At 47.4% G+C, this 21,310-nt stretch carries 21 protein-coding genes; 14 read left to right on the top strand and 7 right to left on the bottom strand.

From position 1 onward, the window contains the following. Window positions 1-3: 3 nt before the first annotated feature. The 4 genes from BUB37_RS07245 to BUB37_RS07230 all read right to left on the bottom strand — a co-directional run bounded on the left by BUB37_RS07245 (window position 4) and on the right by BUB37_RS07230 (window position 3,977). On the bottom strand, window positions 4-777 hold the full coding sequence (locus BUB37_RS07245) for a carboxypeptidase-like regulatory domain-containing protein (RefSeq protein ID WP_072991021.1): 774 nt from the start codon (window positions 775-777) through the stop codon (window positions 4-6). Window positions 778-864: 87 nt separating this feature from the next. Next, window positions 865-2,631, bottom strand: coding sequence for a DEAD/DEAH box helicase (locus BUB37_RS07240; protein ID WP_072991018.1), 1,767 nt, complete (start codon window positions 2,629-2,631; stop codon window positions 865-867). Between the two features lie 163 nt (window positions 2,632-2,794). Further along, window positions 2,795-3,400, bottom strand: a complete 606-nt coding sequence (locus tag BUB37_RS07235; RefSeq protein ID WP_072991015.1) for a DUF4337 family protein — start codon at window positions 3,398-3,400, stop codon at window positions 2,795-2,797. Continuing rightward, window positions 3,387-3,977, bottom strand: a complete 591-nt coding sequence (locus BUB37_RS07230; RefSeq protein ID WP_072991012.1) for a non-canonical purine NTP diphosphatase — start codon at window positions 3,975-3,977, stop codon at window positions 3,387-3,389. The genes BUB37_RS07235 and BUB37_RS07230 overlap by 14 nt, the downstream gene beginning before the upstream one ends. 94 nt (window positions 3,978-4,071) lie before the next feature. Between BUB37_RS07230 and BUB37_RS07225 the strand changes: the two genes are divergently transcribed. The 4 genes from BUB37_RS07225 (at window position 4,072) to serA (ending at window position 8,019) form a co-directional block, all read left to right on the top strand. Further along, on the top strand, window positions 4,072-4,524 hold the full coding sequence (locus BUB37_RS07225; protein WP_072991009.1) for a methyltransferase family protein: 453 nt from the start codon (window positions 4,072-4,074) through the stop codon (window positions 4,522-4,524). A 110-nt stretch (window positions 4,525-4,634) separates the two neighbouring features. After that, on the top strand, window positions 4,635-5,246 hold the full coding sequence (locus BUB37_RS07220; RefSeq protein WP_072991007.1) for a hypothetical protein: 612 nt from the start codon (window positions 4,635-4,637) through the stop codon (window positions 5,244-5,246). Then, window positions 5,243-5,941, top strand: a complete 699-nt coding sequence (locus BUB37_RS07215; protein WP_072991004.1) for a DUF3307 domain-containing protein — start codon at window positions 5,243-5,245, stop codon at window positions 5,939-5,941. Before BUB37_RS07220 ends, BUB37_RS07215 begins: the two co-directional genes overlap by 4 nt. A 185-nt stretch (window positions 5,942-6,126) precedes the next feature. Next, complete coding sequence (gene serA / locus BUB37_RS07210; RefSeq protein WP_072991001.1) at window positions 6,127-8,019, top strand: phosphoglycerate dehydrogenase; 1,893 nt, start codon at window positions 6,127-6,129, stop codon at window positions 8,017-8,019. A 39-nt stretch (window positions 8,020-8,058) separates the two neighbouring features. Here serA and rlmH read toward each other — a convergent pair whose 3' ends face one another. Beyond that, the gene (rlmH, locus tag BUB37_RS07205) at window positions 8,059-8,532 is read right to left on the bottom strand and encodes a 23S rRNA (pseudouridine(1915)-N(3))-methyltransferase RlmH (protein ID WP_072990998.1); all 474 of its coding nucleotides are present in this window, start codon (window positions 8,530-8,532) and stop codon (window positions 8,059-8,061) included. A 124-nt stretch (window positions 8,533-8,656) separates the two neighbouring features. Here rlmH and nadC point away from each other — a divergent pair, with 124 nt between their 5' ends. From nadC to priA, 4 genes are read left to right on the top strand one after another with little or no spacing between them, the layout of a single operon-like run. Further along, entirely contained in the window at window positions 8,657-9,514 is an 858-nt protein-coding gene (gene nadC / locus BUB37_RS07200) for a carboxylating nicotinate-nucleotide diphosphorylase (RefSeq protein ID WP_072990995.1), read from the top strand. Then, window positions 9,515-10,483, top strand: a complete 969-nt coding sequence (locus BUB37_RS07195) for a YihY/virulence factor BrkB family protein (RefSeq protein ID WP_072990992.1) — start codon at window positions 9,515-9,517, stop codon at window positions 10,481-10,483. It begins immediately after the preceding gene. Next, entirely contained in the window at window positions 10,480-10,920 is a 441-nt protein-coding gene (locus BUB37_RS07190; protein WP_072990988.1) for a DUF2147 domain-containing protein, read from the top strand. Before BUB37_RS07195 ends, BUB37_RS07190 begins: the two co-directional genes overlap by 4 nt. A 14-nt stretch (window positions 10,921-10,934) precedes the next feature. Beyond that, entirely contained in the window at window positions 10,935-13,391 is a 2,457-nt protein-coding gene (priA, locus tag BUB37_RS07185) for a replication restart helicase PriA (RefSeq protein WP_072990985.1), read from the top strand. Window positions 13,392-13,466: 75 nt separating this feature from the next. Here the strand turns inward: priA and BUB37_RS07180 are convergent, their stop codons facing one another. Beyond that, window positions 13,467-14,159, bottom strand: coding sequence for a LytR/AlgR family response regulator transcription factor (locus BUB37_RS07180; RefSeq protein ID WP_072990982.1), 693 nt, complete (start codon window positions 14,157-14,159; stop codon window positions 13,467-13,469). A gap of 231 nt (window positions 14,160-14,390) precedes the next feature. On the opposite strand from BUB37_RS07180, the gene rpsF reads away from it, so the two are divergent. The 6 genes from rpsF to hisS all read left to right on the top strand — a co-directional run bounded on the left by rpsF (window position 14,391) and on the right by hisS (window position 20,739). Next, window positions 14,391-14,729: a 30S ribosomal protein S6 gene (rpsF, locus tag BUB37_RS07175; RefSeq protein WP_072990979.1), complete on the top strand. Its 339-nt coding sequence runs from the start codon at window positions 14,391-14,393 to the stop codon at window positions 14,727-14,729. A 5-nt stretch (window positions 14,730-14,734) separates the two neighbouring features. Further along, complete coding sequence (gene rpsR / locus BUB37_RS07170; protein WP_072990975.1) at window positions 14,735-15,031, top strand: 30S ribosomal protein S18; 297 nt, start codon at window positions 14,735-14,737, stop codon at window positions 15,029-15,031. Window positions 15,032-15,043: 12 nt separating this feature from the next. Further along, window positions 15,044-15,496: a 50S ribosomal protein L9 gene (gene rplI / locus BUB37_RS07165; RefSeq protein ID WP_072990972.1), complete on the top strand. Its 453-nt coding sequence runs from the start codon at window positions 15,044-15,046 to the stop codon at window positions 15,494-15,496. Between the two features lie 95 nt (window positions 15,497-15,591). Then, window positions 15,592-18,747 carry a TonB-dependent receptor gene (locus BUB37_RS07160; protein ID WP_072990967.1) on the top strand — a complete coding sequence of 1,052 codons (3,156 nt, stop codon included), beginning with the start codon at window positions 15,592-15,594 and terminating at the stop codon, window positions 18,745-18,747. Between the two features lie 62 nt (window positions 18,748-18,809). Beyond that, complete coding sequence (locus BUB37_RS07155; RefSeq protein ID WP_072990965.1) at window positions 18,810-19,280, top strand: DUF6495 family protein; 471 nt, start codon at window positions 18,810-18,812, stop codon at window positions 19,278-19,280. Window positions 19,281-19,362: 82 nt separating this feature from the next. Then, the gene (gene hisS / locus BUB37_RS07150) at window positions 19,363-20,739 is read left to right on the top strand and encodes a histidine--tRNA ligase (protein WP_072990963.1); all 1,377 of its coding nucleotides are present in this window, start codon (window positions 19,363-19,365) and stop codon (window positions 20,737-20,739) included. On the opposite strand, the gene BUB37_RS07145 is transcribed toward hisS, so the two are convergent. Continuing rightward, on the bottom strand, window positions 20,734-21,282 hold the full coding sequence (locus BUB37_RS07145; protein WP_072990961.1) for an NUDIX hydrolase: 549 nt from the start codon (window positions 21,280-21,282) through the stop codon (window positions 20,734-20,736). The two genes, hisS and BUB37_RS07145, sit on opposite strands and share 6 nt — an antisense overlap. Window positions 21,283-21,310 lie beyond the last annotated feature (28 nt).

Genomic DNA, 21,310 nt, shown 5'->3' with positions numbered 1-21,310 from the left:
GAATTATTTTTTTCGGTTAAGCACCTTGAATTCTTCGTAACAGCTGCTGATGGCGTCTAGGATCTGAAGGTCGTTCGCGGTGGTGATAAACGATTTTGAATAGTTGCAATTGTTCAATATGTCCTCGATGTCGACCTTTTCAATTTGCAAAAGTTCGGTAAGGGTCTCACGGTCGAATTTCGACGCCAATAAATCGCGGATCTGGTCGTCTTCCTTCATCTTGCGCAATTTCTTCATTTGGTTCGGCTGTTTCCCGAAAAGATTGCGCAGTAGATCGGCGGGGTTGAGAATGGCCCCTAGTACCTTGGTGACGGCACTGGGGTTCTTGTTTCCTCCCTCATAACTTACCGAAAGCCCTGAAATACTATACTGGTACGCATTGTTGATGGGAAAGTTCTTAACATCGATTTCGAGATACCCCGTCAACTGATAGGGGCGCACGATTACTTCTTCGAGGGCATAGGCAAGTTCGGTAAGGGCAATCTTGGTGTCCTTGAACTTGAACATATCGTTGGTTACCCTGATTTTTTGCGATTTAAAGCCTAGAAAGGAAAAATAGAGGGTGTCGTTTACCGCTGCGGCAATGGAAAATTCGCCATTGTCGTTGGTGATGGTTCCCACCACTTGGTTTAAGTTGACAACGTGAACACTCCCCATCGGCTTTTCCGTTTGTGCATTGATGACCACCGCACTAAACCGCTGGTCGTCCTGTGCGTTTTCTTGAGCAAACAGGCTTATGCCGCAACAGAGTGTAAAAATTATAAGGAGTGCTCTCATTAAACTTAATAATGCTGGAATAAAAGTAACAAACAAAACGAAAAAATACGCCTTAGCGTATTTTTTAATATATGATTAACTAATTATCTAAAAGAAGTCGCTTCTGTTCTTTTTGCTTCTTCGCTTACCCGAATGGCTTGCGGAACCGCCAAAGGAAGACCTGTCCTTCTTTTTTCCGCGAAAGCGCTCATTGGTGTCCTTTCCGCGCCGTTTGGATCGGTTCTTTCTACCGCGGCCCCCGTCGCCTCCAGGGCTTTTGGAAACCTCGACATTGATAAAACGTCCATCTAGCTTAAAATCCGTAAAAAACTGTAATATCTGTTCTTCGTGCTGCTTGTCGGTGTTGAAAAAGGAAAAGGTATCCTTGGTATCCACCTTGTAAACATCCTCTTTGCCCAGGTTAAGGGTGTCCCGCAAAAAGTCCTTGAGGGTCATCCAGTCGTAACCGTCCTTTTCGCCCACATTGATAAAATAACGTACGGAACCGTCGGAGGGGGCGTGGCCGTTTCTGCCCGAGCGGTCGTCGCCGGCCGAACTGTTGATGTCCTTGGTCTTGTTGTAGTAATTGGAGAACCTGGTAAATTCGACCGACACTATCTTTTTGATCAGTTCGTCGCGGTCGATGCCGTCGAGTACGTCGTTTATGGCCGGTAGATAGTTTTCAACGTCTTTGTTGATCTTGGTGTCCTTGATCTTGTTGGCGAGGTGGTAAAGCTGAATTTCGCAAATTTCGATTCCGGTAGGAATTTTTTTGTTGATAAAGTCCTGCTGGATCTTTTTCTCGATCGAGTGGATTTTGCGCATTTCGCTTTTGGTGACGATGACCATTGATATACCCGACTTGCCGGCCCGACCGGTACGGCCGCTACGGTGGGTATAGGTCTCGATTTCGTCGGGAAGTTGGTAGTTGATAACGTGGGTTATATCGTCAACATCAATGCCCCGGGCGGCCACATCGGTGGCAACCAACATTTGAATTTGTTTTTTGCGAAAGGCGTTCATGACCAAATCGCGCTGGTTTTGGCTGAGGTCGCCGTGCAGGGCACCGGCATTGTAGCCGTCTTCGATCAATTTTTCGGCCACCCTTTGGGTATCCCTTTTGGTCCTGCAAAAGACCACGGAAAAAATGTCTGGATTGGCGTCGGCCAGTCTTTTAAGGGCCGGGTACCTGTCCCTGCCGCCTACGACATAGTATTCGTGCTGTACATTGGAAGTACCCGCGTTCTTGGCACCTACCGTAATCTCGACGGGACTGTGCATGAACTTTTTGGCGATTACCGCAACTTCCTTGGGCATCGTCGCCGAGAACAGCCAGGTCGACTTGTCCTTAGGGGTGTTCGAAAGAATGTCCTTGATGTCTTCATAGAAGCCCATGTTCAACATTTCATCGGCTTCGTCGAGTACGCAATAATCGATCTTGGAAATGTCGACCAACCCGCGGCCTATCATATCCTTCATACGGCCAGGGGTGGCCACAACAATCTGTGCCCCGCGCTTTATTTGTCTGGCTTGATCGGTTATGCTGGCCCCACCATAAATGGCTACCGTGCTTAAACCTTTTACATACTTCGAGTAGGCCTGTATTTCGTTGGTGATCTGTAAACAGAGTTCACGGGTAGGGGAGAGTATCAACCCCTGTGTGGTGCGGCTGTTGCTATCCAATTTTTGGATAAGGGGAAAACCGAAGGCGGCGGTTTTACCGGTTCCTGTTTGTGCGAGGGCCACTAGATCGACCTCGCTTTCCAATAGAATGGGGATTGCTTTTTCCTGTACTTCCGAAGGGCTCTCAAAGCCCATATCGGCAACAGCATCCAATAGGGCCTTGTCGAGCCCCAATGCTTCAAATTTTGTCATAATAAGTTATTACTTAATCGCTAATAGGTGTGTTGCGTAGAGCGATTATCGTATATAACCCTTATACTCAATGCAACACCTGCCATACCGGCGGCGTTAAAAATAAGCGGCAAAGGTAAGCTTATTTATTGATAAAACACGGTCTTTTGCCAGAGATGTCGGTTTATAGTGATAGGACATAGCCGTATAGGGAGAGCGCAATGCCCATAAAACCTGAACCTATCATCAACCAAGTAAACATATTTTGAAGCCTGGGGTTCTCGTGGATGATGAGTCCGACGACTCCGAATACTAGGCTTATCTGTAGAAATAAGATACCCAGGTCTATTTTTGCCACCGTTTCCGTTAGTTGTCTCGATATGTCGCGCCATTCCCTGAGGCCGACGATCTTGCCCATCTCGCCATCCAGGTCTTGAACCCAGGCACTGGGGGGGATGTTGGCCGATCCCATCAAAATTTCGGTCTTTTCGGCTTCGTATTTGTAAATGAGCGATTTGGTGTCCTCTATCTTTTCTTTGACTTTAGACGATTTGTCCTTGTCGAATACGCCGGCGCTGAGCAGGGCCGATAGGTGGTCGCGTTCGCTTTCCTTCATTATCTGCTTGATACTTTTGGCATTGTACCAGTCCGAATAGCTTACCTCGTTGTTGTTGGCGTTGACGATCTTCTTTTCAAAGGAGCCGTTGATTACTTTCATTATGGCCAGGAGTGCAACAAAGAAAATGATCAGTACTCCGCCGCGCTCTTCTATTTTTTTATTTTGTGACATGTTGGTTGGTTTGTAAATAATTTATAAGTTGTTCGATGGCCTTGCCGCGGTGGCCGATTTTATTTTTTATATTGATCGGTAGTTGGGCGAAGGTTTCGGGGTAGCCCACCGGCCTGAATATGGGGTCGTAGCCAAAACCTCCCGTGCCTTGGGGCTCGTTGGTGATATGGCCTTCTACCTTGCCCTTGAACAGTAGTTTTTCGTTGCCTAGGTTGAGGGCTATTACCGTTTTGAAATGGGCTCTTCGGTCCGCTTGGCCTTTTAACTCCAAAAGTAATTTGGCAATGTTGTCACCATCTTTTTTTTGGGGGCCCGCATAGCGTGCGGAATGTACGCCCGGACGGCCATCGAGGGCATCGACGAGCAAGCCGGTATCATCGGCAAAGCAAGGGATGTTGTATTTTTCGGTTACATGATCGGCCTTTATCTTGGCATTTTCCTCCAAAGTATGGCCCGTTTCCGGAATTTCGTCAAAACAAGAAATGTCGTTGAGGGATAGCAGGGTTATAGGGTCGGGCATCAGTTTTTTGACCTCTAGAAATTTGTTTTGGTTATGGGTGGCGAAGACAAGTTTCATTTACGGGGGTGTGGGATATACTTTAATATATACGGGCGTGAACCCTAGAACGGATTGAAAATGGGTTAATTTTGTTTAATGTTAAAGCTTTTGTATGAAATTAAAAATACCACCTGTAGTTGTTTTCTTGCTTTTTGCCTTGTTGATGTACTTATTGGCGGAATTCTTGCCTTTTGGACAGTTCGATTTTTTTGGCCGGCACTACTTGATGTGGGGACTCTTGGGCGGTGCGGCCTTGGTTGCGGCCCTTGCATTGGTGCAATTTGCGCGAAGCGGGACAACGGTAGACCCCGTTCGTCCCGAAAAGGCAGCCAAGTTGGTCGATAACGGTATTTACGCTTATTCGCGCAATCCGATGTACCTGGCCCTGCTGATGGTGCTTTTGGCCTGGGGCATCGGATTGGGCAATGCCTTTAACACCTTATTGGCGGCGGGCTTTGTCGGGTATATGAACCGCTTTCAGATCAAGGCCGAGGAGGAGGCCTTGACCGCCATTTTTGGAAAGCAGTACCGGCAGTACTGTATCAAAACCCGAAGATGGTTTTAAAAAAATAAGCTTTTTGGCTTATATTTTAATTTATTAGTTTTTTTACTTATAATTTTGATTATTAGTATTTTTGCTTATATTTGTGTATAGTAGTTGTTTAGCTGATAAATATGATAGCGATTCTAACCGGGGACATTATAGGTTCGGGCAATTATAGCTCCGGCACTTGGTTGCCCATCCTTAAGACTTATTTTTCCAATTTGGGCGATGCCCCCCACGATTGGGAAGTATACCGAGGCGATGAGTTTCAATTGAAGATTCCGTCGGAACAGGCGTTGCGTACGGCTATTTATATCAAGGCCCTTTTAAGATCGATCAAGGGCCTCGACGCGCGTATGGGCATAGGCTTGGGTGACGAGACCTTTACGGGAACCGGCATAAGCGAATCCAATGGCCCCGCCTACCAACGGTCGGGCAGGGTATTTGAGGGCCTGAAGGAGGCCAAGGTAAACCTGGCCCTCGCCTCGGGGAAGGTGTTTTTTGACGATACCTTGAATTTGATGTTGAGGCTCGCCCTTGATTTTATGGATGACTGGAGTCCCGTTTCGGCCGAAATAGTGGTCTTGGCCCTAGACAATCCGCATGCCTCGCAGACCGAAATGGCGCAATGGCTCAATATTCAACAGTCGGCAGTGAGCCAACGCCAAAAAAGGGCCCGCCTGGATTTGGTCTTGCAACTGCTCGATTATTATACCAAAACCTTAAAAGAAATAAACGGATGATCTTGTTTACAAAGCTGTTGCTGGCCCACTTGATAGGCGATTTCCTCTTGCAGCCCAACCGGTGGGTCCTTCATAAGGAGGTGCATAAGGCAACCTCCAAATACCTGTATTTCCACGTCGCCTTGCATTTTGTGGTGGCCCTCGTGCTGTTGTGGGACCTAAGGTATTGGAAGGTCGTCGCGGTGATTGCGGTCTCACATTACCTGATCGACCTGGCCAAACTATATGCCACCCCGTATTTTAGGTTGAAGAGCATCCCCTTCTTTATCGATCAATTTTTGCATGTCCTTGTGCTGTACGCCTGCGCCTACTACGGAAACTTATGGGAACACACCGCCCAAATCATCGAAAATTTGAACTGGGGCCTGATAACGGCCATCGTTTTTGTAAGCTTTCCATCGGCCATTATCATGGGGAAATTGTTGGAAGCGATGTCCGACAAAATAGAACTCGATCATAAATCGCTGCCCAATGCCGGAAAGTATATAGGTATAATAGAACGCTTGTTTGTTTTGATGTTCATTATAATGGGACGTTGGGAGGCCATCGGCCTTTTGATCGGAGCCAAATCGGTTTTTCGGTTCAACGACCTTAAGGAAAGCAACAACCGAAAACTGACGGAGTACATCCTAATAGGAACCTTGCTGAGTTTCGGGCTGGCCATTTTGACGGGAATCGTCTATGTGGCGTACTGAACGCGGGTTTGTCGGTCAATGGTATGGCGGCCGAGCCCATTAAGGCCAATGCCTCCGGTACCTATTCCCTTTTAAATTACTTGCCAAAATTAATCGGATTAGTTACAGGAGTAACTTTTCATAATATTACCCCGAATCACACCGAATTAATCTTTATTTTTGTGCCCTAATTTTTCACTATAAACATGGTAGCAACAAATAGGAAATACGTATTCGATTTTGACAGTACACTAACCCGGGTAGAGGCATTGGACGTTTTGGCCGAAATGACCTTGAAGGACAAATCGAATAGAGAGGAAATCGTTAACCAAATACAAGAGATCACCAATTTGGGCATCGATGGCGATATTTCTTTTACCGAGTCTTTGGAGCAACGTATAAAATTGCTCAATGCCCATAAGGACGACCTGGGGCCCTTGGTAGAGGAGTTACGTCAAAAGATTTCCAAGTCCATTGCCGCCAATAAGGAATTTTTTGAAAAATTTTCAGACGATATTTATATCATTTCATGTGGTTTCAAGGAGTTTATCGATCCCATTGTAAAGGAATACAATATCCCTTCCGACCGTGTTTATGCGAATACCTTTGTTTTTGACGAGGAGGGCAATATCGTCGGCTTCGACGAAAAGAACGTGCTTTCGCAACACAATGGAAAAATCGAGTGTTTGCGCCAGATGAACCTCGAGGGCGAGGTACAGGTAATCGGTGACGGGTATAGCGATTACGTAATGAAAGAGGCGGGTATTGCCGACAAGTTTTTCGCCTATACCGAAAACGTACATCGCGAAAAGGCCACAAGCAAGGCCGACTTTGTAGCTCCCAATTTGGATGAGTTCCTCTTTGTAAACGACTTGCCCCGAAATATCTCCTATCCCAAGAACCGTATCAAAATATTGTTGTTGGAGAACGTACATCCGGCCGCCCTGGAGAACCTTTCAAAAGACGGATTTTCCGTTGAGCTGGTTAAGCACAGCCTGCCCGAGGAAGAGTTGATAGAGCGGATAAAGGGGGTTCATGTGCTGGGCATACGTTCAAAGACCCAGGTGACCCAAAAGGTACTTGACGCCGCCAATAAACTGTTGGTGGTCGGGGCATTTTGTATCGGTACGACCCAAATCGACCTCGATTATGCGCGCAAACGCGGCGTGGCCGTGTTCAATGCCCCCTATAGCAATACCCGCTCGGTAGTGGAGCTGGCTATCGGGGAAATCATTATGCTGATGAGGAGCGTGTTTGCGCGAAGTACCGAAATACACGGCGGGCAATGGCAAAAAACGGCCCAAGGCTCCCGTGAGGTAAGGGGCAAAAACCTGGGAATTGTCGGATATGGGAACATAGGCAAGCAGTTGTCCATTCTGGCCGAGGCCATAGGCATGCGCGTTTACTACTACGATGTGGAAGACAAGCTGTCGCTGGGTAATGCCCGAAAGTGCAATAGTCTCGAAGACCTGTTGAACGTATCCGATGTGGTCACCCTTCACATCGACGATAACAAGGCCAATAAAAACTTTATCGGCGAGCGCGAGATCAACCAAATGCGCGACGGTGCCATGTTGATCAATCTGTCGCGGGGTTTTGTGGTCGATATAGATGCCTTGGCCAATGCCTTGAAAAGCGGAAAACTTGCGGGTGCGGCCATAGATGTCTATCCAGAGGAACCGCGGAGCAATGGAGCGTTTACAACGCCCTTGCAAGGCATTCCCAACGTAATCCTTACGCCCCATGTAGGCGGTAGTACCGAAGAGGCTCAACGCGATATTGCCGATTTTGTGCCCAATAAGATTATGGATTACATCAACACCGGAAATTCCGTCGATGCCGTTAATTTCCCGAATATCAGGCTGCCCAAGCAACAGAATGCCCATAGGTTCCTGCACATCCATAAGAACGTTCCCGGCATCATGGCAAAGATCAACGAGGTCTTGGCCAAGTACGAATTGAACATCGTAGGGCAGTACCTTTCCACCGATAGCGAGGTGGGCTATGTGATTACCGATGTCGATAAGAAATACGACAAAGATGTGATCAAGGCCTTGAAAAAGGTGGAAAACACCATAAAATTCAGGGTGTTGTACTAGTCGGGACATCACATAGTATATCCAAATAAAACAAGGGCCCTATCGATGATGATAGGGCTCGTTTTTTAGGATGGTAAAGGCCCGGTAAACCTGTTCTACGAAAAAAAGCCGGACCATTTGATGGGAGAAGGTCATTTTTGACAGGCTTATTTTGCCTTGTGCCTTTTGGTAAACGGCATCGCTAAATCCGTAAGGTCCCCCGATGACGAATACCAATTGCTTGATTCCCGAATTCATTTTCTTTTGGAGGTAGTTTGAAAAGTCTACCGATGTGTATTGCTTGCCATTTTCGTCCAAAAGGATCAAGATATCGGTGGGGGCCAATTTTTTTAGGATCATTTCCCCTTCCTTTTCCTTTTGTTGGGCTTCCGATAAATTTTTGGCGTTCTTAATGTCGGGAATCACCTCCATGGAGAACCTTATATAATGCTTTAGGCGGTTTTCGTACTCCGAAATAAGAAGCTGTAGCGGTTTACTGTCCGTTTTGCCTATGGCGAGTAATTTTATGGTCATGCACAAATATAGATTGATTTTACAAAATCCGGGGTGGCCGTTCGGGTACGGTTATCAAATAAGCCCATCGCATCCATTTAAAACGCGAACATTTCTTAATTTAGCCCAAAGCTAAATCCCGTTTATGATTTCCCAAGAACAGTTTCAGAAAGAAATAGATTATATAATAGCAAATGCCATCCGCGAGGATGTCGGGGATGGCGACCACAGCTCATTGGCCTGTATTCCAAAGGAGGCGACGGGGAAGGCGAAATTGTTGGTAAAGGACGATGGGATTATCGCAGGAATCGATTTTGCCAAACAGGTTTTCGGTTACGTCGATACCGACTTGAAGGTGGAGACCCTCATCGAGGATGGGGCGGCCGTTGCGTACGGCGATATTGCCTTTTATGTCTCTGGAAGTTCCCAGAGTATCCTTAAGGCCGAGCGTCTGGTGCTGAACGCCATGCAGCGCATGAGCGCCATTGCCACCAAAACCCGTTCCTTTGTGCGCTTGTTGGAAGGTACGGGAACAAAAATTCTCGATACGCGCAAGACCACCCCGGGTATCAGGGCCCTCGAAAAGTGGGCGGTGAAAATAGGGGGAGGCGAAAACCACCGTTTTGCCCTGTACGATATGATCATGCTCAAGGACAATCACATCGATTTTGCGGGCGGAATCACCCAGGCCATAGCAAAGACCAAGGCCTATTTGGAGGAAACGGGCCGGGACCTGAAAATTATTGTCGAGGCGCGAAACCTCGACGAAATCCGTGAAATACTTGAATCCGACGGGGTGTACCGCATCCTCATCGACAATTTTGATTATGAGGATACCCGCACGGCGGTCGAACTTATCGGTGATAAATGCCTGACCGAGTCATCGGGCGGCATAAACGAGAAAACCATTCGAAAGTATGCCGAGTGTGGCGTTGATTATATTTCGTCGGGCGCCTTGACCCACTCCGTGTACAATATGGACTTAAGCCTAAAAGCGGTCTAAATGTCGAAGGAAATAGAGGAGAAAATCGATAAAATTCCAATTCTGAACGGATTGGCCAAGTTCCTTAAAGGAATCAGGCTTCCCGCCTTTGAGGGGCTGTCCCTTTACGATTTGATCGAAATGTACATCCTGGGTATCTTTAAAGGGGCCATTTCGACCAGGGCGAGCGCCATTGCCTTTAGTTTGTTCCTGGCCCTGTTTCCCCTCCTCATTTTTTTGATAACCCTCGTGCCTTTTATCATACCGTATGTAAGCGTGGGCAATGAGAATTTCGATTCCCAATTTTTAATGTTCCTCGAATCCTTCCTTCCGTCGGCGACCAGCGATTATTTTGGTGAAATCTATCAGCAGATCAAGGACCAGAAACAGGGCGGACTCCTGTCTTCGGCCTTTTTTATATCCATTTTTTTAATGGCCAATGGGGTCAACGCCATTTTTGGTGGATTTGAGAACTCCTACCATGTCTCGCTGACCCGAAACTTCTTTCGCCAATATCTATACGCCCTCATGGTAGGCTTGATCCTTTCCATATTGCTTATTGTGGGGGCCGTTGCCTATGTGTACGTAGAATTCTATATTCTTGATTATTTAAGCGTATGGGCGGCAAAGACGCGAGGTTACGACCTTACCGAAAGTGATATCGTAGGGGCCCAGGTCGGAAAGGTGCTGTTCTTTGTTTTGCTGTCGTACCTGACCACGGCCATTCTCTACTATTTTGGGACCACCGAAGGCAAGCAGGCCAAATTCTTTTCGGTCGGCGCCTTGATGACGACCCTGCTATTTATGCTTACTTCCTACCTTTTTGGCGTGTATGTTGAAAAATTCGCCAGATACAACGAATTATATGGTGCACTGGGCGGTTTATTGATTTTAATGGTTTATATCTGGTTAAATTCCAATATATTGCTACTTGGGTTTGAATTGAACGCCTCTTTGAACTCCTTACGCAAAACCTATAATAAAGAATGATAAAGTCGGGTAAGATAGTTTTAGTGGGATTGTTGGTCTGCAGCATACAGCTGGTTCAGGCCCAAAGTGTCTTTGGAAAATGGAAGACGATAGACGATCGTACCGGCAAGCCCAAAGCCATTATCGATATCTACGAGAAAGAAGGGCTTATGTACGGCAAGGTGGTCCAGATTGTCGAGGAAGGAAAGGAAAACTTTATCTGTGATAAATGTAAGGGCGAGCTAAAGGGGAAACCGGTCTTGGGAATGACCATTATAGAAGGGGCCGAACATGTAGGCGATGGCGTATACAAGGGAGATACCCTTTTTGATCCCCAACAGGCCATGACCTTTCGGTGTAAAATATGGTTGAACCCCGATAACACGGATGAATTGAAGGTAAGGGGCTACCTGGCCTTTATTTACCGTACACAGACCTGGCTGCGTGTTGAAGGATAGAACGAAAGGCGTTTATGGAGTACTTTGTCGATGTTATCTTGCCGATTCCCTTAGAGAAACTTTTTACCTATAGCATTAGTGGGGCCGAAGCAGAGGTCGTTTCCCCAGGTATGCGCGTAGGGGTCCCCTTCGGTAAATCGAAGGTCTATACGGCCCTGGTCTACAGGGTGCATAACGAACCGCCCCAAATCTATGAGGCCAAGCCCGTTCATAAGGTGTTGGACGAGAAGCCCATTGCCAACGAATTTCAATTGAAACACTGGAAATGGATCGCCGATTACTACATGTGTTCGGTGGGAGAGGTCTTTCGAAGTGCGGTACCCGGTGCCTTTTTGCTCGAAAGCGAAACCTTGGTGCTTCGAAACGGGGAGGCCGATATTGATGAATCGGACCTGGAGGACGACGAGTTTTTGGTGTTCGAGGCCCTGCAGCACCAGAGTTCTTTAAAGGTACAGGAGGTAGGGGCGATCGTAGACCGCAAGAACGTGCTTCCCATTTTGGACCGCCTGCTTCAAAAAAAGGTCATTCTCCTGAAGGAGGAAATCTACGAACAGTACAAACCGAAGCTCGTAAAATTCGTAAAACTGGGCGGGGAGTACCAGGCCGAGGAGAAATTGGAAGCCTTGTTGAAAACCTTGACCAGGGCCCCCAAACAAAGTCAGGTTGTCCTATCCCTGTTCCAATTGCAGGCCGTCAACAAAAAGCCGATAAAGGTATCCGAGCTCGAAGAGGCGAGCGGGGCCTCAAAGGCGGTCATCAAATCCTTGGTGGAAAAAGGGATTTTAGAGGAGTATTTTATTAGGACGGACCGCGTGAACTACGAGGGCGACGGGGAGAACAGCGATTTAAAAAGGCTTAACGAATATCAGGAAAAGGCATTGGCCGATATTCGAAACAATTTCAAGGAAAACCGGGCAGTGCTCCTGCATGGGGTAACCTCTTCGGGAAAAACGGAGGTCTACGTTAAGCTTATCGACGAATGTATCCAAAGCGGTAGGCAAGCCCTGTATCTGCTTCCCGAAATAGCCCTTACCACCCAGCTTATTTCGCGTTTACAGGAGTATTTTGGGGACAAGGTATCCGTTTATCATTCCAAATACAACGTTCAGGAAAGGGTAGAGGTATGGAACAATGTCCTGGCCCAAAAGACGAAGGCACAGATCATTATCGGGGCAAGGTCGGCCTTGTTCCTGCCGTTTTCAGATCTGGGGCTGGTTATTGTGGATGAGGAACACGAAAGCTCGTTCAAGCAATTCGACCCCGCTCCGCGCTACCACGCCCGCGATGCGGCCATCGTCTTGGGCAACTTGCACAACAGCCATATTCTACTGGGGTCGGCCACACCCAGTATCGAAAGTTATTTTAATGCCAAGACGGGGAAGTACGGCTATGCCGAAATAACAAGAAGGTACGGCAATGTGCTGATGCCCGAGATCGAATTGGTAGACTTGAAGGAAGAGGCGCGAAAGAAGCGTATGAAAGGCCATTTTTCCGAGCGTTTGTTCCTTGAGATCGAAGCGGCCCTGAAAGAGGGGGAGCAGGTCATCCTTTTCCAAAACCGGCGCGGGTATGCACCGATCGTTGAATGTACCACCTGTGGCCACTCGCCCCAATGCCCCAATTGCGATGTGAGCCTTACCTTCCATCAATATAAAAAACAATTGCGCTGCCATTACTGCGGTTACCACATGGCCCTGCCCGAAAGCTGCCAGGCCTGTGGAAGCCCTACGCTGGATACCAAGGGCTTCGGTACCGAACAGGTCGAGAAAGAGCTGGAAACCCTTTTTCCGGATGCAAAGACCTGGCGGATGGACCTCGATACCACGCGCGGAAAACACGGTTTCGAAAAGATCATTACGGCCTTTGAACAGCACGATATCGATATTTTGGTAGGTACACAAATGCTTACCAAAGGCCTCGACTTTAGGAATGTGGGCCTAGTGGGCATCATGAACGCCGATTCGCTGTTGAACTTTCCCGATTACCGGGCCCACGAAAGATGTTTTCAACTATTGACCCAAGTGGCCGGAAGGGCGGGGCGGACCCAAAAGAGGGGCAGGGTCATCATACAGAGCTACAATCCCTACCATCAGATCTTAAAACAGGTGTCGACCAACGATTATCTCGAGATGTTCAAGGAGCAGCTGTACGAGCGGGAACAGTTCAAATACCCCCCCAAGAACAGGATCATACGGATCACCTTTAAGCATAAGGAGTTCAATCGGTTGAACGAGGCGGCCGAATGGTTCGCCAAGGCCCTTAGAAACAGTTCGGGGGCCAGCGTATTGGGCCCCGAATACCCACCGGTGGCCCGTATACGAAACCAGTATTTGAAAAATCTGTTGGTAAAGATTCCCTCCGGCAAATCGGTGGGTGGGGTAAAGACGGGAATCAAAAGAATTGAAAGGTCGTTCAATGCCGTGGCCCAGTTCAGGAGTGTCCGGGTCATATACAATGTAGACCATATTTGAGGTTTGCCAATGAATCCTGGCATAAAAAAAGCCCTGTTTGTAGACAGGGCTTGTTTATCGCTTTAAAGTAGAGGTTTAGACGTTGCTCAGCGCTTCGGCCAGCTCCGACTTCTTGTTCCTGCTTAAGGGAATGGACCGTCCACTTACTTCAACGTTCTTACTGTTGAACTTTTCTATTTTTTCCAGGTTCACGATATACGATTTGTGAATTCTTAGAAACTTGTCTTCGGGCAATTGCTTTTCGAACGATTTCATGGTGGATAGGATAACAATGTTCGCCTCATCGGTGACCAATTTGATGTAGTCGCCCAAGGCCTCTATCCATTTGATGTCGTTTAAGATTACCTTTCTCTTTTTGAGGTTGCTCTTAACGAAGATGTGCTCTTCGTCTTCTTGAACCTTGTGCATCTGCTCGTACTTGGCGACGGCTCTTTTTACGGAGGCATCAAAGCGGGCCATGGTAATCGGTTTGTGCAAGTAATCGGTAACATCGTAATCGAAAGCCTTCAGGGCATAATCGGGTTTACCGGTGATCAGGATCACCTGCGGACTGTTTTCCAGTGATTCGAGTAGGTCGAAACCACTGATGATTGGCATTTCAACATCGAGAAAAATAAGGTCGATCTCATTGTTCTTGATTCCATTTTTAGCCTCGATCGCATTGCTGTATTCCGCCACCATAGCTAGGTTTGGGTGACTGTTGACCAACTTTGCAACGGCCATACGTTGCATTGACGAGTCGTCGACGATAATACTTCTTAATTTCATAAACGGGTCGATTTGTGGGGTTAAATCATCGACAAAATACTAAAAAATGACGTTAAACAGCAATTAATCTTGTAAAGATCGCCATGTTTTGTGTGTATTTTGTAATGACCATAGGTTAAGATTTGGTTAAGCTCAATTTTTTAGGTTACCCATCTATAACGAAGAAATTTCGGTTTTCTTGTAAAGTGTAATAAATATTCTTACTTTTGCGCTCCTAAAAAATATACATTTATGAACCATTACGAAACTGTTTTCATTTTGAATCCCGTGCTTTCTGATGATCAGATAGCGGAAACAGTTAAGAAATTTGAGGATTTCTTAATTAACAATGGCGCCAAGATGGTCTCTAAGGAAAACTGGGGACTGAAGAAATTGGCCTATGCCATACAGCACAAGAAAAGTGGTTTTTACCATTTGTTCGAGTTTACCGCTCCCGGTGAAGTAATTGCTCCTTACGAGCAAGAATTCAAGAGAGATGAGCGGGTAATGCGGTTTTTGACCGTAAAATTGGATAAGCACGCCATCGCGTGGGCAGAAAAGAGAAGAACAAGGTTAAAAGCTAAAGCGTAAGTATTATGGCAACGTTACAACAGCAGGCAAAAGGAAAAAAAGACGGGGAAATTCGTTATTTGACCCCATTGAACATCGAAACCAATACTAAAAAGAAGTATTGCCGTTTTAAAAAATCAGGTATCAAATATGTGGATTATAAAGATCCTGATTTCTTGATGAAATTGGTAAACGAACAAGGTAAATTGTTACCTAGGAGACTTACCGGAACTTCTTTGAAGTACCAACGCAAAGTGGCCCAAGCGGTAAAAAGGGCACGTCACTTGGCTTTAATGCCGTACGTAGGCGATCTACTAAAATAAATTTAAGGCAAGATGGAACTTATACTAAAACAAGACGTAGAGCATTTGGGCTTTAAAGACGATGTGGTAACCGTTAAGAATGGTTATGGTAGAAATTACCTTATTCCCAGGGGTATGGCCACCATGGCTACTCCTTCGGCGAAAAAGGTACTTGAAGAGAACTTGAGGCAGAGGGCCCATAAAGAGAAGAAAATCGTTGACGCGGCCAAGAGTACCGCCGATAAATTGGCTCAACTGGAGGTTAAGATACCTGCCAAGGTAGGTGCCGGCGATAAGCTTTTTGGATCGGTAACTGCAGCTGATTTGGCAGAGGTACTTGCCAAGGAAGGTCATGAAATCGACAAAAAATTCATCAGTATCAAGGGTGGATCTATTAAAAGATCTGGTCCGTATACCGCAGACATACGTTTGCACCGTGAGGTGAAGGTTCAATTTAATTTTGAAGTTGTCGCCGAGAAAAAGTAAACGGTTGATAATCACTGATAACTTTTAAGAGCTATGCGTGCATAGCTCTTTTTTTTTGGGTTAATTTTAACGCGAATTAACTCAAACCCTTTATTATGAAAAAAGTTTACTTATTCGCATTTTTGATGCTGGTAGGGATTGCCGCATCGGGGCAGGTCACCACTTCAAATATGTCGGGAACGGTCTTCGATGACCAGAACCAACCCCTGCTTGGGGCCAACGTGGTTGCCGTACACACCCCAACGGGAACCAAGTACGGCTCGATTACCAACGAAAACGGACTCTTTAAAATATTGAATATGAGGGTCGGCGGACCGTATGAGGTTACCGTCTCCTATATCGGATTTAAGGAGCAGACCATCAACGATGCCTATTTGTCCTTGGGCAAGACCTTTACGCTGGATGTGGTAATGCAAACCGAAAGCCAGGCCCTCGACGAGGTGGTCGTGGTCTCCGATCGGGGCGGTACCTTCGGAAGTGACCGTACCGGGGCCGAAACCAGTGTCGGTAGACGGGAACTTACCCGATTGCCCACCATCTCAAGGTCTGCGCAGGATTTTACGCGATTGGAGCCTTCTTCCACCGGAAACTCCTTTGGGGGACGAAACGACCAGTACAATAATTTTTCGCTCGACGGGGCCATTTTCAACAACCCCTTCGGACTGGACGCCCCGACACCGGGCGGCCAGACCGATTCGCAACCCATTTCCCTAGATGCCATCGACCAGATCCAAGTGTCATTGGCTCCCTACGACGTTACCCAGTCGGGTTTTACAGGGGCTACCGTCAATGCGGTTACGAAAAGCGGGACGAACGAATTTCATGGTACCGTGTACGGTTTCTTTAGAAACGAAAGCCTTACAGGGGGTAAGATCAAAGGGGAAAAAGTGGTCAAGCCCGATTTGAAACAAAATCAATACGGACTGAGCATTGGCGGGCCCATCGTAAAGAACAAACTTTTCTTCTTCGCCAATTTTGAGCGCGACCAAAGAGACGATTTGGGCTCCAATGGCTGGGTGCCCAATACGGGTTCGGGGGCGATCAACGAATCACGCGTCCTTGAAAGCGACCTTATTGCCGTTCAGTCGGCTCTTTCCGGACTGGGTTACGATACGGGCCGTTACCAAGGTTTTACGTACGGGGCCGAATCTACAAAGGGTATTGTCAAACTGGATTGGAACGTAAACGACAACCATCGGTTGGCCGTGATCTACAACTTTTTGAGCGCCTCAAAGGAAAAACCGGCCCATCCTACGGCCTTGGGAACCAGGGGGCCTAATTTTCAGGTGCTGCAATTTGAGAATTCGGGATACGAGATCAACAACAACATTCAATCGGTCCAGGTCGAACTTAATTCGACCTTTGGGGACAATGCCACCAATAAATTGCAGGTAGGCTATACCCATTTCGATGATTATCGAAATCCCTTGTCGGCCCCCATACCGGCCATTACCATCCAAGATGGGGCGGGAAGCAATTACATTATCGCCGGCCACGAACCCTTTTCGATCAACAACGAATTGGATCAAAAGGTGTTTCAGGTAACCAATAACTTCAACTATTTTCTAGGAAACCACACCTTTACCATAGGGGCGTCCTTTGAGAAGTTTGAATTTGACAATTCCTTTAACCTGGGGGCCTATGGCTACGATGAAAACGGCGACTTTGTCCAAGAAGTCGGTGCTTTTGCCTCCTATCCCGATCTGGCCGCCTTTCAAACCGATGTGGCCGATGGAACCCTGGCCGCAGCCTTGGCCAATGCCCAAAATATTTTTGCGAACAACAATGCGGCCGGTGTAGGTAGCGTGGGCGGATGGACCTTGGCCGAAACCAATGTGGGCCAGTTTTCCTTCTACCTGCAGGACGATTGGAGCATCACCCCCGATTTTAAACTTACCTATGGGGTGCGCTTCGATAAGCCGCTCTATTTTGATACGGAGGATAAAATTCAGGAGAACATCGAAAGAAAGCCCTTTACCTTCGATCCGAGCATCTCCTATTTTAACCCACAGACGAACCAGGAAACCCTATTGGATTCAAAAACCTTGCCGAGCAACGATTTCTTGGTCTCTCCCAGGGTAGGTTTCAATTGGGACGTGAAGGGCAACCAAACCACCCAGATACGTGGGGGAAGTGGGGTGTTCACCGGTCGTTTTCCCTTTGTGTGGTTGGGCAACCAGGTTCAGGGGCTTGACTCCTTCTTCTACCAGATCGTCGATCCCGATTTTAAATGGCCACAGGTATGGCGAACGAATATAGGGGGCGACCACCGATTCGAAAACGGATTGATATTGACCGCCGACCTATCCTACACCAAAGATATCAACGGGGCCCATGTCCAGAACTGGGGATTGAGAAATCCATCGGAAACCCTCGATGCACCGGGGGATAACCGGCCCATTTATGCCGATGCCGACAAGGGCAACAACGCCTATGTCTTTACGAATTCCGACAAGGGAAGAATATGGAACGCTTCCCTAAAGGCACAAAAGAGCTGGGATAACGGTCTTTATGCCAGTTTGGCATACAACTATTTGAACGCCAAGGATGTCAACTCCATTGAGGCCGAGATTACCGGCGATGCCTTTGATTTTAACCCCAACTACGGCAATGCGAACGACGATGTGCTGTCGTTTTCCAAATACGGCGATACCCACCGCTTTATCGGGGTAGGATCGAAGCAGTTCAATTACGGCAACGACAAATGGTCGACTACCATTTCCACATTTTTTGAATATGCCCAGGGAGGCAGGTTCAACTACACCTATGGGGGCAATATCAACAACGATAGCTCTTTTCAGAACAACGATTTGCTCTACATTCCGACCACGGCAGAGGTACAGCAAATGCAATTCTCGGGTCCCGGCCAGGCCGAAGCTTTTGAGCGGTTCATCCAGCAAGACGACTATATGGCCGATCACAGGGGCGAATATTTCGATAGGTACGGAGCCTTGGCCCCATGGAGGGGCAAGTGGGACGTTAAATTGTTGCAAGACTACCGTCTTTCGGTCGCCGAAGACAAGGTGCACACCATTCAGTTCAGCGTCGATATCCTAAACTTCGGCAATCTATTGAACAGCGATTGGGGCGTGATCCAACAGCCCAATACCATCAACCCCCTATCGGTATCGGTCGATGCCAACAACGTGCCGACCTATACCTTTAATACCGACCTGACCGAAACCTTCGGCTACGATGCGAGCTTGCTTTCGAGATGGCAAGTGCAATTCGGACTGCGCTATATTTTCTGATAAGCGTTAATATTTATAAAAATAAGGCCATGCATTTCGCATGGCCTTTTTATTTTTGCCGAATGAAATATTCAAGGCTCACAAAACAACAACTGGAAGAACTGCATCAGGAGTTCATCAACTTTTTGGCAACGCAGTCCATTACCGCCGAAGAGTGGCAGGACATCAAGGCCAACAAACCCGAGGTGGCCGAAGAGGAAATCGATATTTTCAGCGATCTGGTCTGGGAAGGGGTACTGGGCAAGGTAGAATACTTGGAGAACATTTCGGCCCATCAAATGCACCTTTTTCACCTGACCGACAAAGAGATGAAGTTGCTGTCGGTCAAGGTAATGAACCCCGACGTGGACCTGACCACAAAAACGGGCTTCGCTTGGTTCAAAAAGAATTGGCAATCCGATTTTGTCGAATACCTAACGGCCTCCAAGGCCTATGGCGAAGATAAAAATTTGGATAAATTTAAACTGATCGAACAAGGGGCCGTGATCACCAAGGGCGAATTGTACCAGTGGTTTGATAAAATCATTAATTAAATCGATATTTGCCCGATTGTTTACTTCATGTACCGGGGCCGGTTAACACCCCGATCCGGTATTGCCACATTAAACTATTTTCATGGCCAAAAAACCGAGCATACCCAAGGGAACCAGGGATTTTACCCCTTCCGAAGTCATTAAGCGGAACTATATCTTCGAAGTCGTAAAGAAGCATTTTCAAACCTTTGGCTTTCAGCCCATCGAAACGCCCTCTTTCGAGAATTCCGAAACCTTGATGGGCAAATACGGCGACGAGGGGGACCGTTTGATCTTTAAGATCTTGAATTCGGGGGATTATCTCAACAAGGTCGACGACGCGATTTATACGTCAAGGAATTCCAGCTTGCTGACGCCTAAAATTTCTGAAAAAGCCCTTCGCTACGATCTTACCGTGCCCTTTGCCCGCTATGTGGTCATGCACCAGAACGAAATCGATTTTCCGTTCAAAAGGTACCAGATACAGCCGGTCTGGCGTGCCGATAGGCCCCAAAAAGGCCGTTTTCGCGAGTTTTACCAGTGCGATGCCGATGTGGTGGGCTCCGATTCCCTCTTGCAGGAAATCGAACTGGTACAGCTCTACGATGCCGTTTTTACCGAATTGAAGTTAGGGGGAGTCAATATCAAATTGAACAATAGAAAAATCCTTTCGGGCATCGCCGAGGTGATCGGGGCCCAAGACCTGTTGATCGATTTTACCGTGGCCTTGGACAAGCTCGATAAGATAGGGGAAGAAGGGGTAAAGAAGGAAATGGCCGAACGGGGGCTCACGCCCGAGGCCATAGCCAAGGTCGAGCCACTTTTTTCCCTTTCAGGAAGTAATACCGAACAACTTCAAGCCTTGAAAGAACTCTTGAAAGATTCGGAAACCGGAAGCAAAGGGGTGGAAGAGCTTACCTTTATTGTCAGTGCCGTAGAGGAAATGGGGCTGCAGTCGGCCCAACTTTCCATTGACGTTACCTTGGCGCGCGGACTTAACTATTACACCGGGGCCATTTTTGAAGTGGCCGCTCCCGAAGGCGTTAAAATGGGATCCATCGGTGGCGGTGGCCGCTACGACGACCTTACCGGAATTTTTGGGCTCAAGGATGTCAGCGGTGTCGGTATCTCCTTTGGTCTCGACCGCATTTATTTGGTGTTGGAGGAATTGGGACTTTTCCCCGAGAGCATCGACCGGTCGTTACAGGTACTTTGCTTGAATTTTGGGGAAAAGGAATCTTTTGCGGCCCTAAAATTGGTGACCGCCTTAAGAAGGGAAGGGGTAAAGGCCGATGTGTATCCGTCGAAGGCGAAAATCCAGAAACAGTTCAAATACGCCAACAACCGCAACGTACCTTATGTCGTCTTGATAGGGGAAAAGGAGTTGGAGGAAAATTCATTTGTTGTCAAGCATATGGAAAGCGGGGAACAGCAAACCTATGCCCTTGATGCCGTGGGCAATTTTATTGCGGGCCTATAGGCGTTTTTTGATTTCCTTTACAACCGTTTTGTAGTACTCAATACCATGGGGGACGTATTTGCCCAAGTTGGCCAGTCCCCAGGTTTCCTGTGAAAATTGGATCAAGGAAATCAGTTTGAGGTCTGCAACTTCGCTCTCTTGCTTTTTCAGTCGATGGAGGGGCACTTTGAGCTCACATAAAAAGGTATGGTGAAATTCCCGGTCGATCAATTCGGGCGAATGTTCATGAAAGGACGGGTAGCAACCTATTTTTTGCAAATCGCCTTCTTCGACCTTGAGGCCGATTTCTTCCTCGATTTCGCGCAGGGCGGATGTCTTGACGGCTTCGCCCGCACCGATATGCCCGGCTACCGAAACGTCCCATAAAAGGGGATGGGTATCCTTGTTCGCGGCCCGTTGCTGTATAAGTACCTTGCCGTTGGCCGTATAGAACCAAATATGTACCGATTGGTGGTACCATCCGTATCTATGGGCCTCCGATTTCATGGCCGTCTTGCCCGTAGGATTTCCCTCGGAATCAAGAATATCTATCAACTCATCCATAACCCAAAAAAAAAATTAAACCCTCCTT

It is taken from the genome of Pseudozobellia thermophila (assembly GCF_900141855.1).
Classification (GTDB): Bacteria; Bacteroidota; Bacteroidia; order Flavobacteriales; family Flavobacteriaceae; genus Pseudozobellia; species Pseudozobellia thermophila.
Note: the sequence above shows the minus strand (reverse complement) of the source record. Positions and strands in the feature narration are given on the sequence as shown.

Coding starts and splice junctions, on each gene's coding strand:
- priA (WP_072990985.1), top strand. CDS start 10,935: ATGGAGTACTTTGTCGATGTTATCTTGCCGATTCCCTTAGAGAAACTT.
- BUB37_RS07220 (WP_072991007.1), top strand. CDS start 4,635: ATGATAGCGATTCTAACCGGGGACATTATAGGTTCGGGCAATTATAGC.
- BUB37_RS07190 (WP_072990988.1), top strand. CDS start 10,480: ATGATAAAGTCGGGTAAGATAGTTTTAGTGGGATTGTTGGTCTGCAGC.
- BUB37_RS07215 (WP_072991004.1), top strand. CDS start 5,243: ATGATCTTGTTTACAAAGCTGTTGCTGGCCCACTTGATAGGCGATTTC.
- BUB37_RS07230 (WP_072991012.1), bottom strand. CDS start 3,977: ATGAAACTTGTCTTCGCCACCCATAACCAAAACAAATTTCTAGAGGTC.
- nadC (WP_072990995.1), top strand. CDS start 8,657: ATGATTTCCCAAGAACAGTTTCAGAAAGAAATAGATTATATAATAGCA.
- serA (WP_072991001.1), top strand. CDS start 6,127: ATGGTAGCAACAAATAGGAAATACGTATTCGATTTTGACAGTACACTA.
- BUB37_RS07160 (WP_072990967.1), top strand. CDS start 15,592: ATGAAAAAAGTTTACTTATTCGCATTTTTGATGCTGGTAGGGATTGCC.
- BUB37_RS07240 (WP_072991018.1), bottom strand. CDS start 2,631: ATGACAAAATTTGAAGCATTGGGGCTCGACAAGGCCCTATTGGATGCT.
- BUB37_RS07225 (WP_072991009.1), top strand. CDS start 4,072: ATGAAATTAAAAATACCACCTGTAGTTGTTTTCTTGCTTTTTGCCTTG.
- BUB37_RS07155 (WP_072990965.1), top strand. CDS start 18,810: ATGAAATATTCAAGGCTCACAAAACAACAACTGGAAGAACTGCATCAG.
- rpsF (WP_072990979.1), top strand. CDS start 14,391: ATGAACCATTACGAAACTGTTTTCATTTTGAATCCCGTGCTTTCTGAT.
- rpsR (WP_072990975.1), top strand. CDS start 14,735: ATGGCAACGTTACAACAGCAGGCAAAAGGAAAAAAAGACGGGGAAATT.
- BUB37_RS07145 (WP_072990961.1), bottom strand. CDS start 21,282: ATGGATGAGTTGATAGATATTCTTGATTCCGAGGGAAATCCTACGGGC.
- BUB37_RS07180 (WP_072990982.1), bottom strand. CDS start 14,159: ATGAAATTAAGAAGTATTATCGTCGACGACTCGTCAATGCAACGTATG.
- BUB37_RS07245 (WP_072991021.1), bottom strand. CDS start 777: ATGAGAGCACTCCTTATAATTTTTACACTCTGTTGCGGCATAAGCCTG.
- hisS (WP_072990963.1), top strand. CDS start 19,363: ATGGCCAAAAAACCGAGCATACCCAAGGGAACCAGGGATTTTACCCCT.
- BUB37_RS07235 (WP_072991015.1), bottom strand. CDS start 3,400: ATGTCACAAAATAAAAAAATAGAAGAGCGCGGCGGAGTACTGATCATT.
- BUB37_RS07195 (WP_072990992.1), top strand. CDS start 9,515: ATGTCGAAGGAAATAGAGGAGAAAATCGATAAAATTCCAATTCTGAAC.
- rlmH (WP_072990998.1), bottom strand. CDS start 8,532: ATGACCATAAAATTACTCGCCATAGGCAAAACGGACAGTAAACCGCTA.
- rplI (WP_072990972.1), top strand. CDS start 15,044: ATGGAACTTATACTAAAACAAGACGTAGAGCATTTGGGCTTTAAAGAC.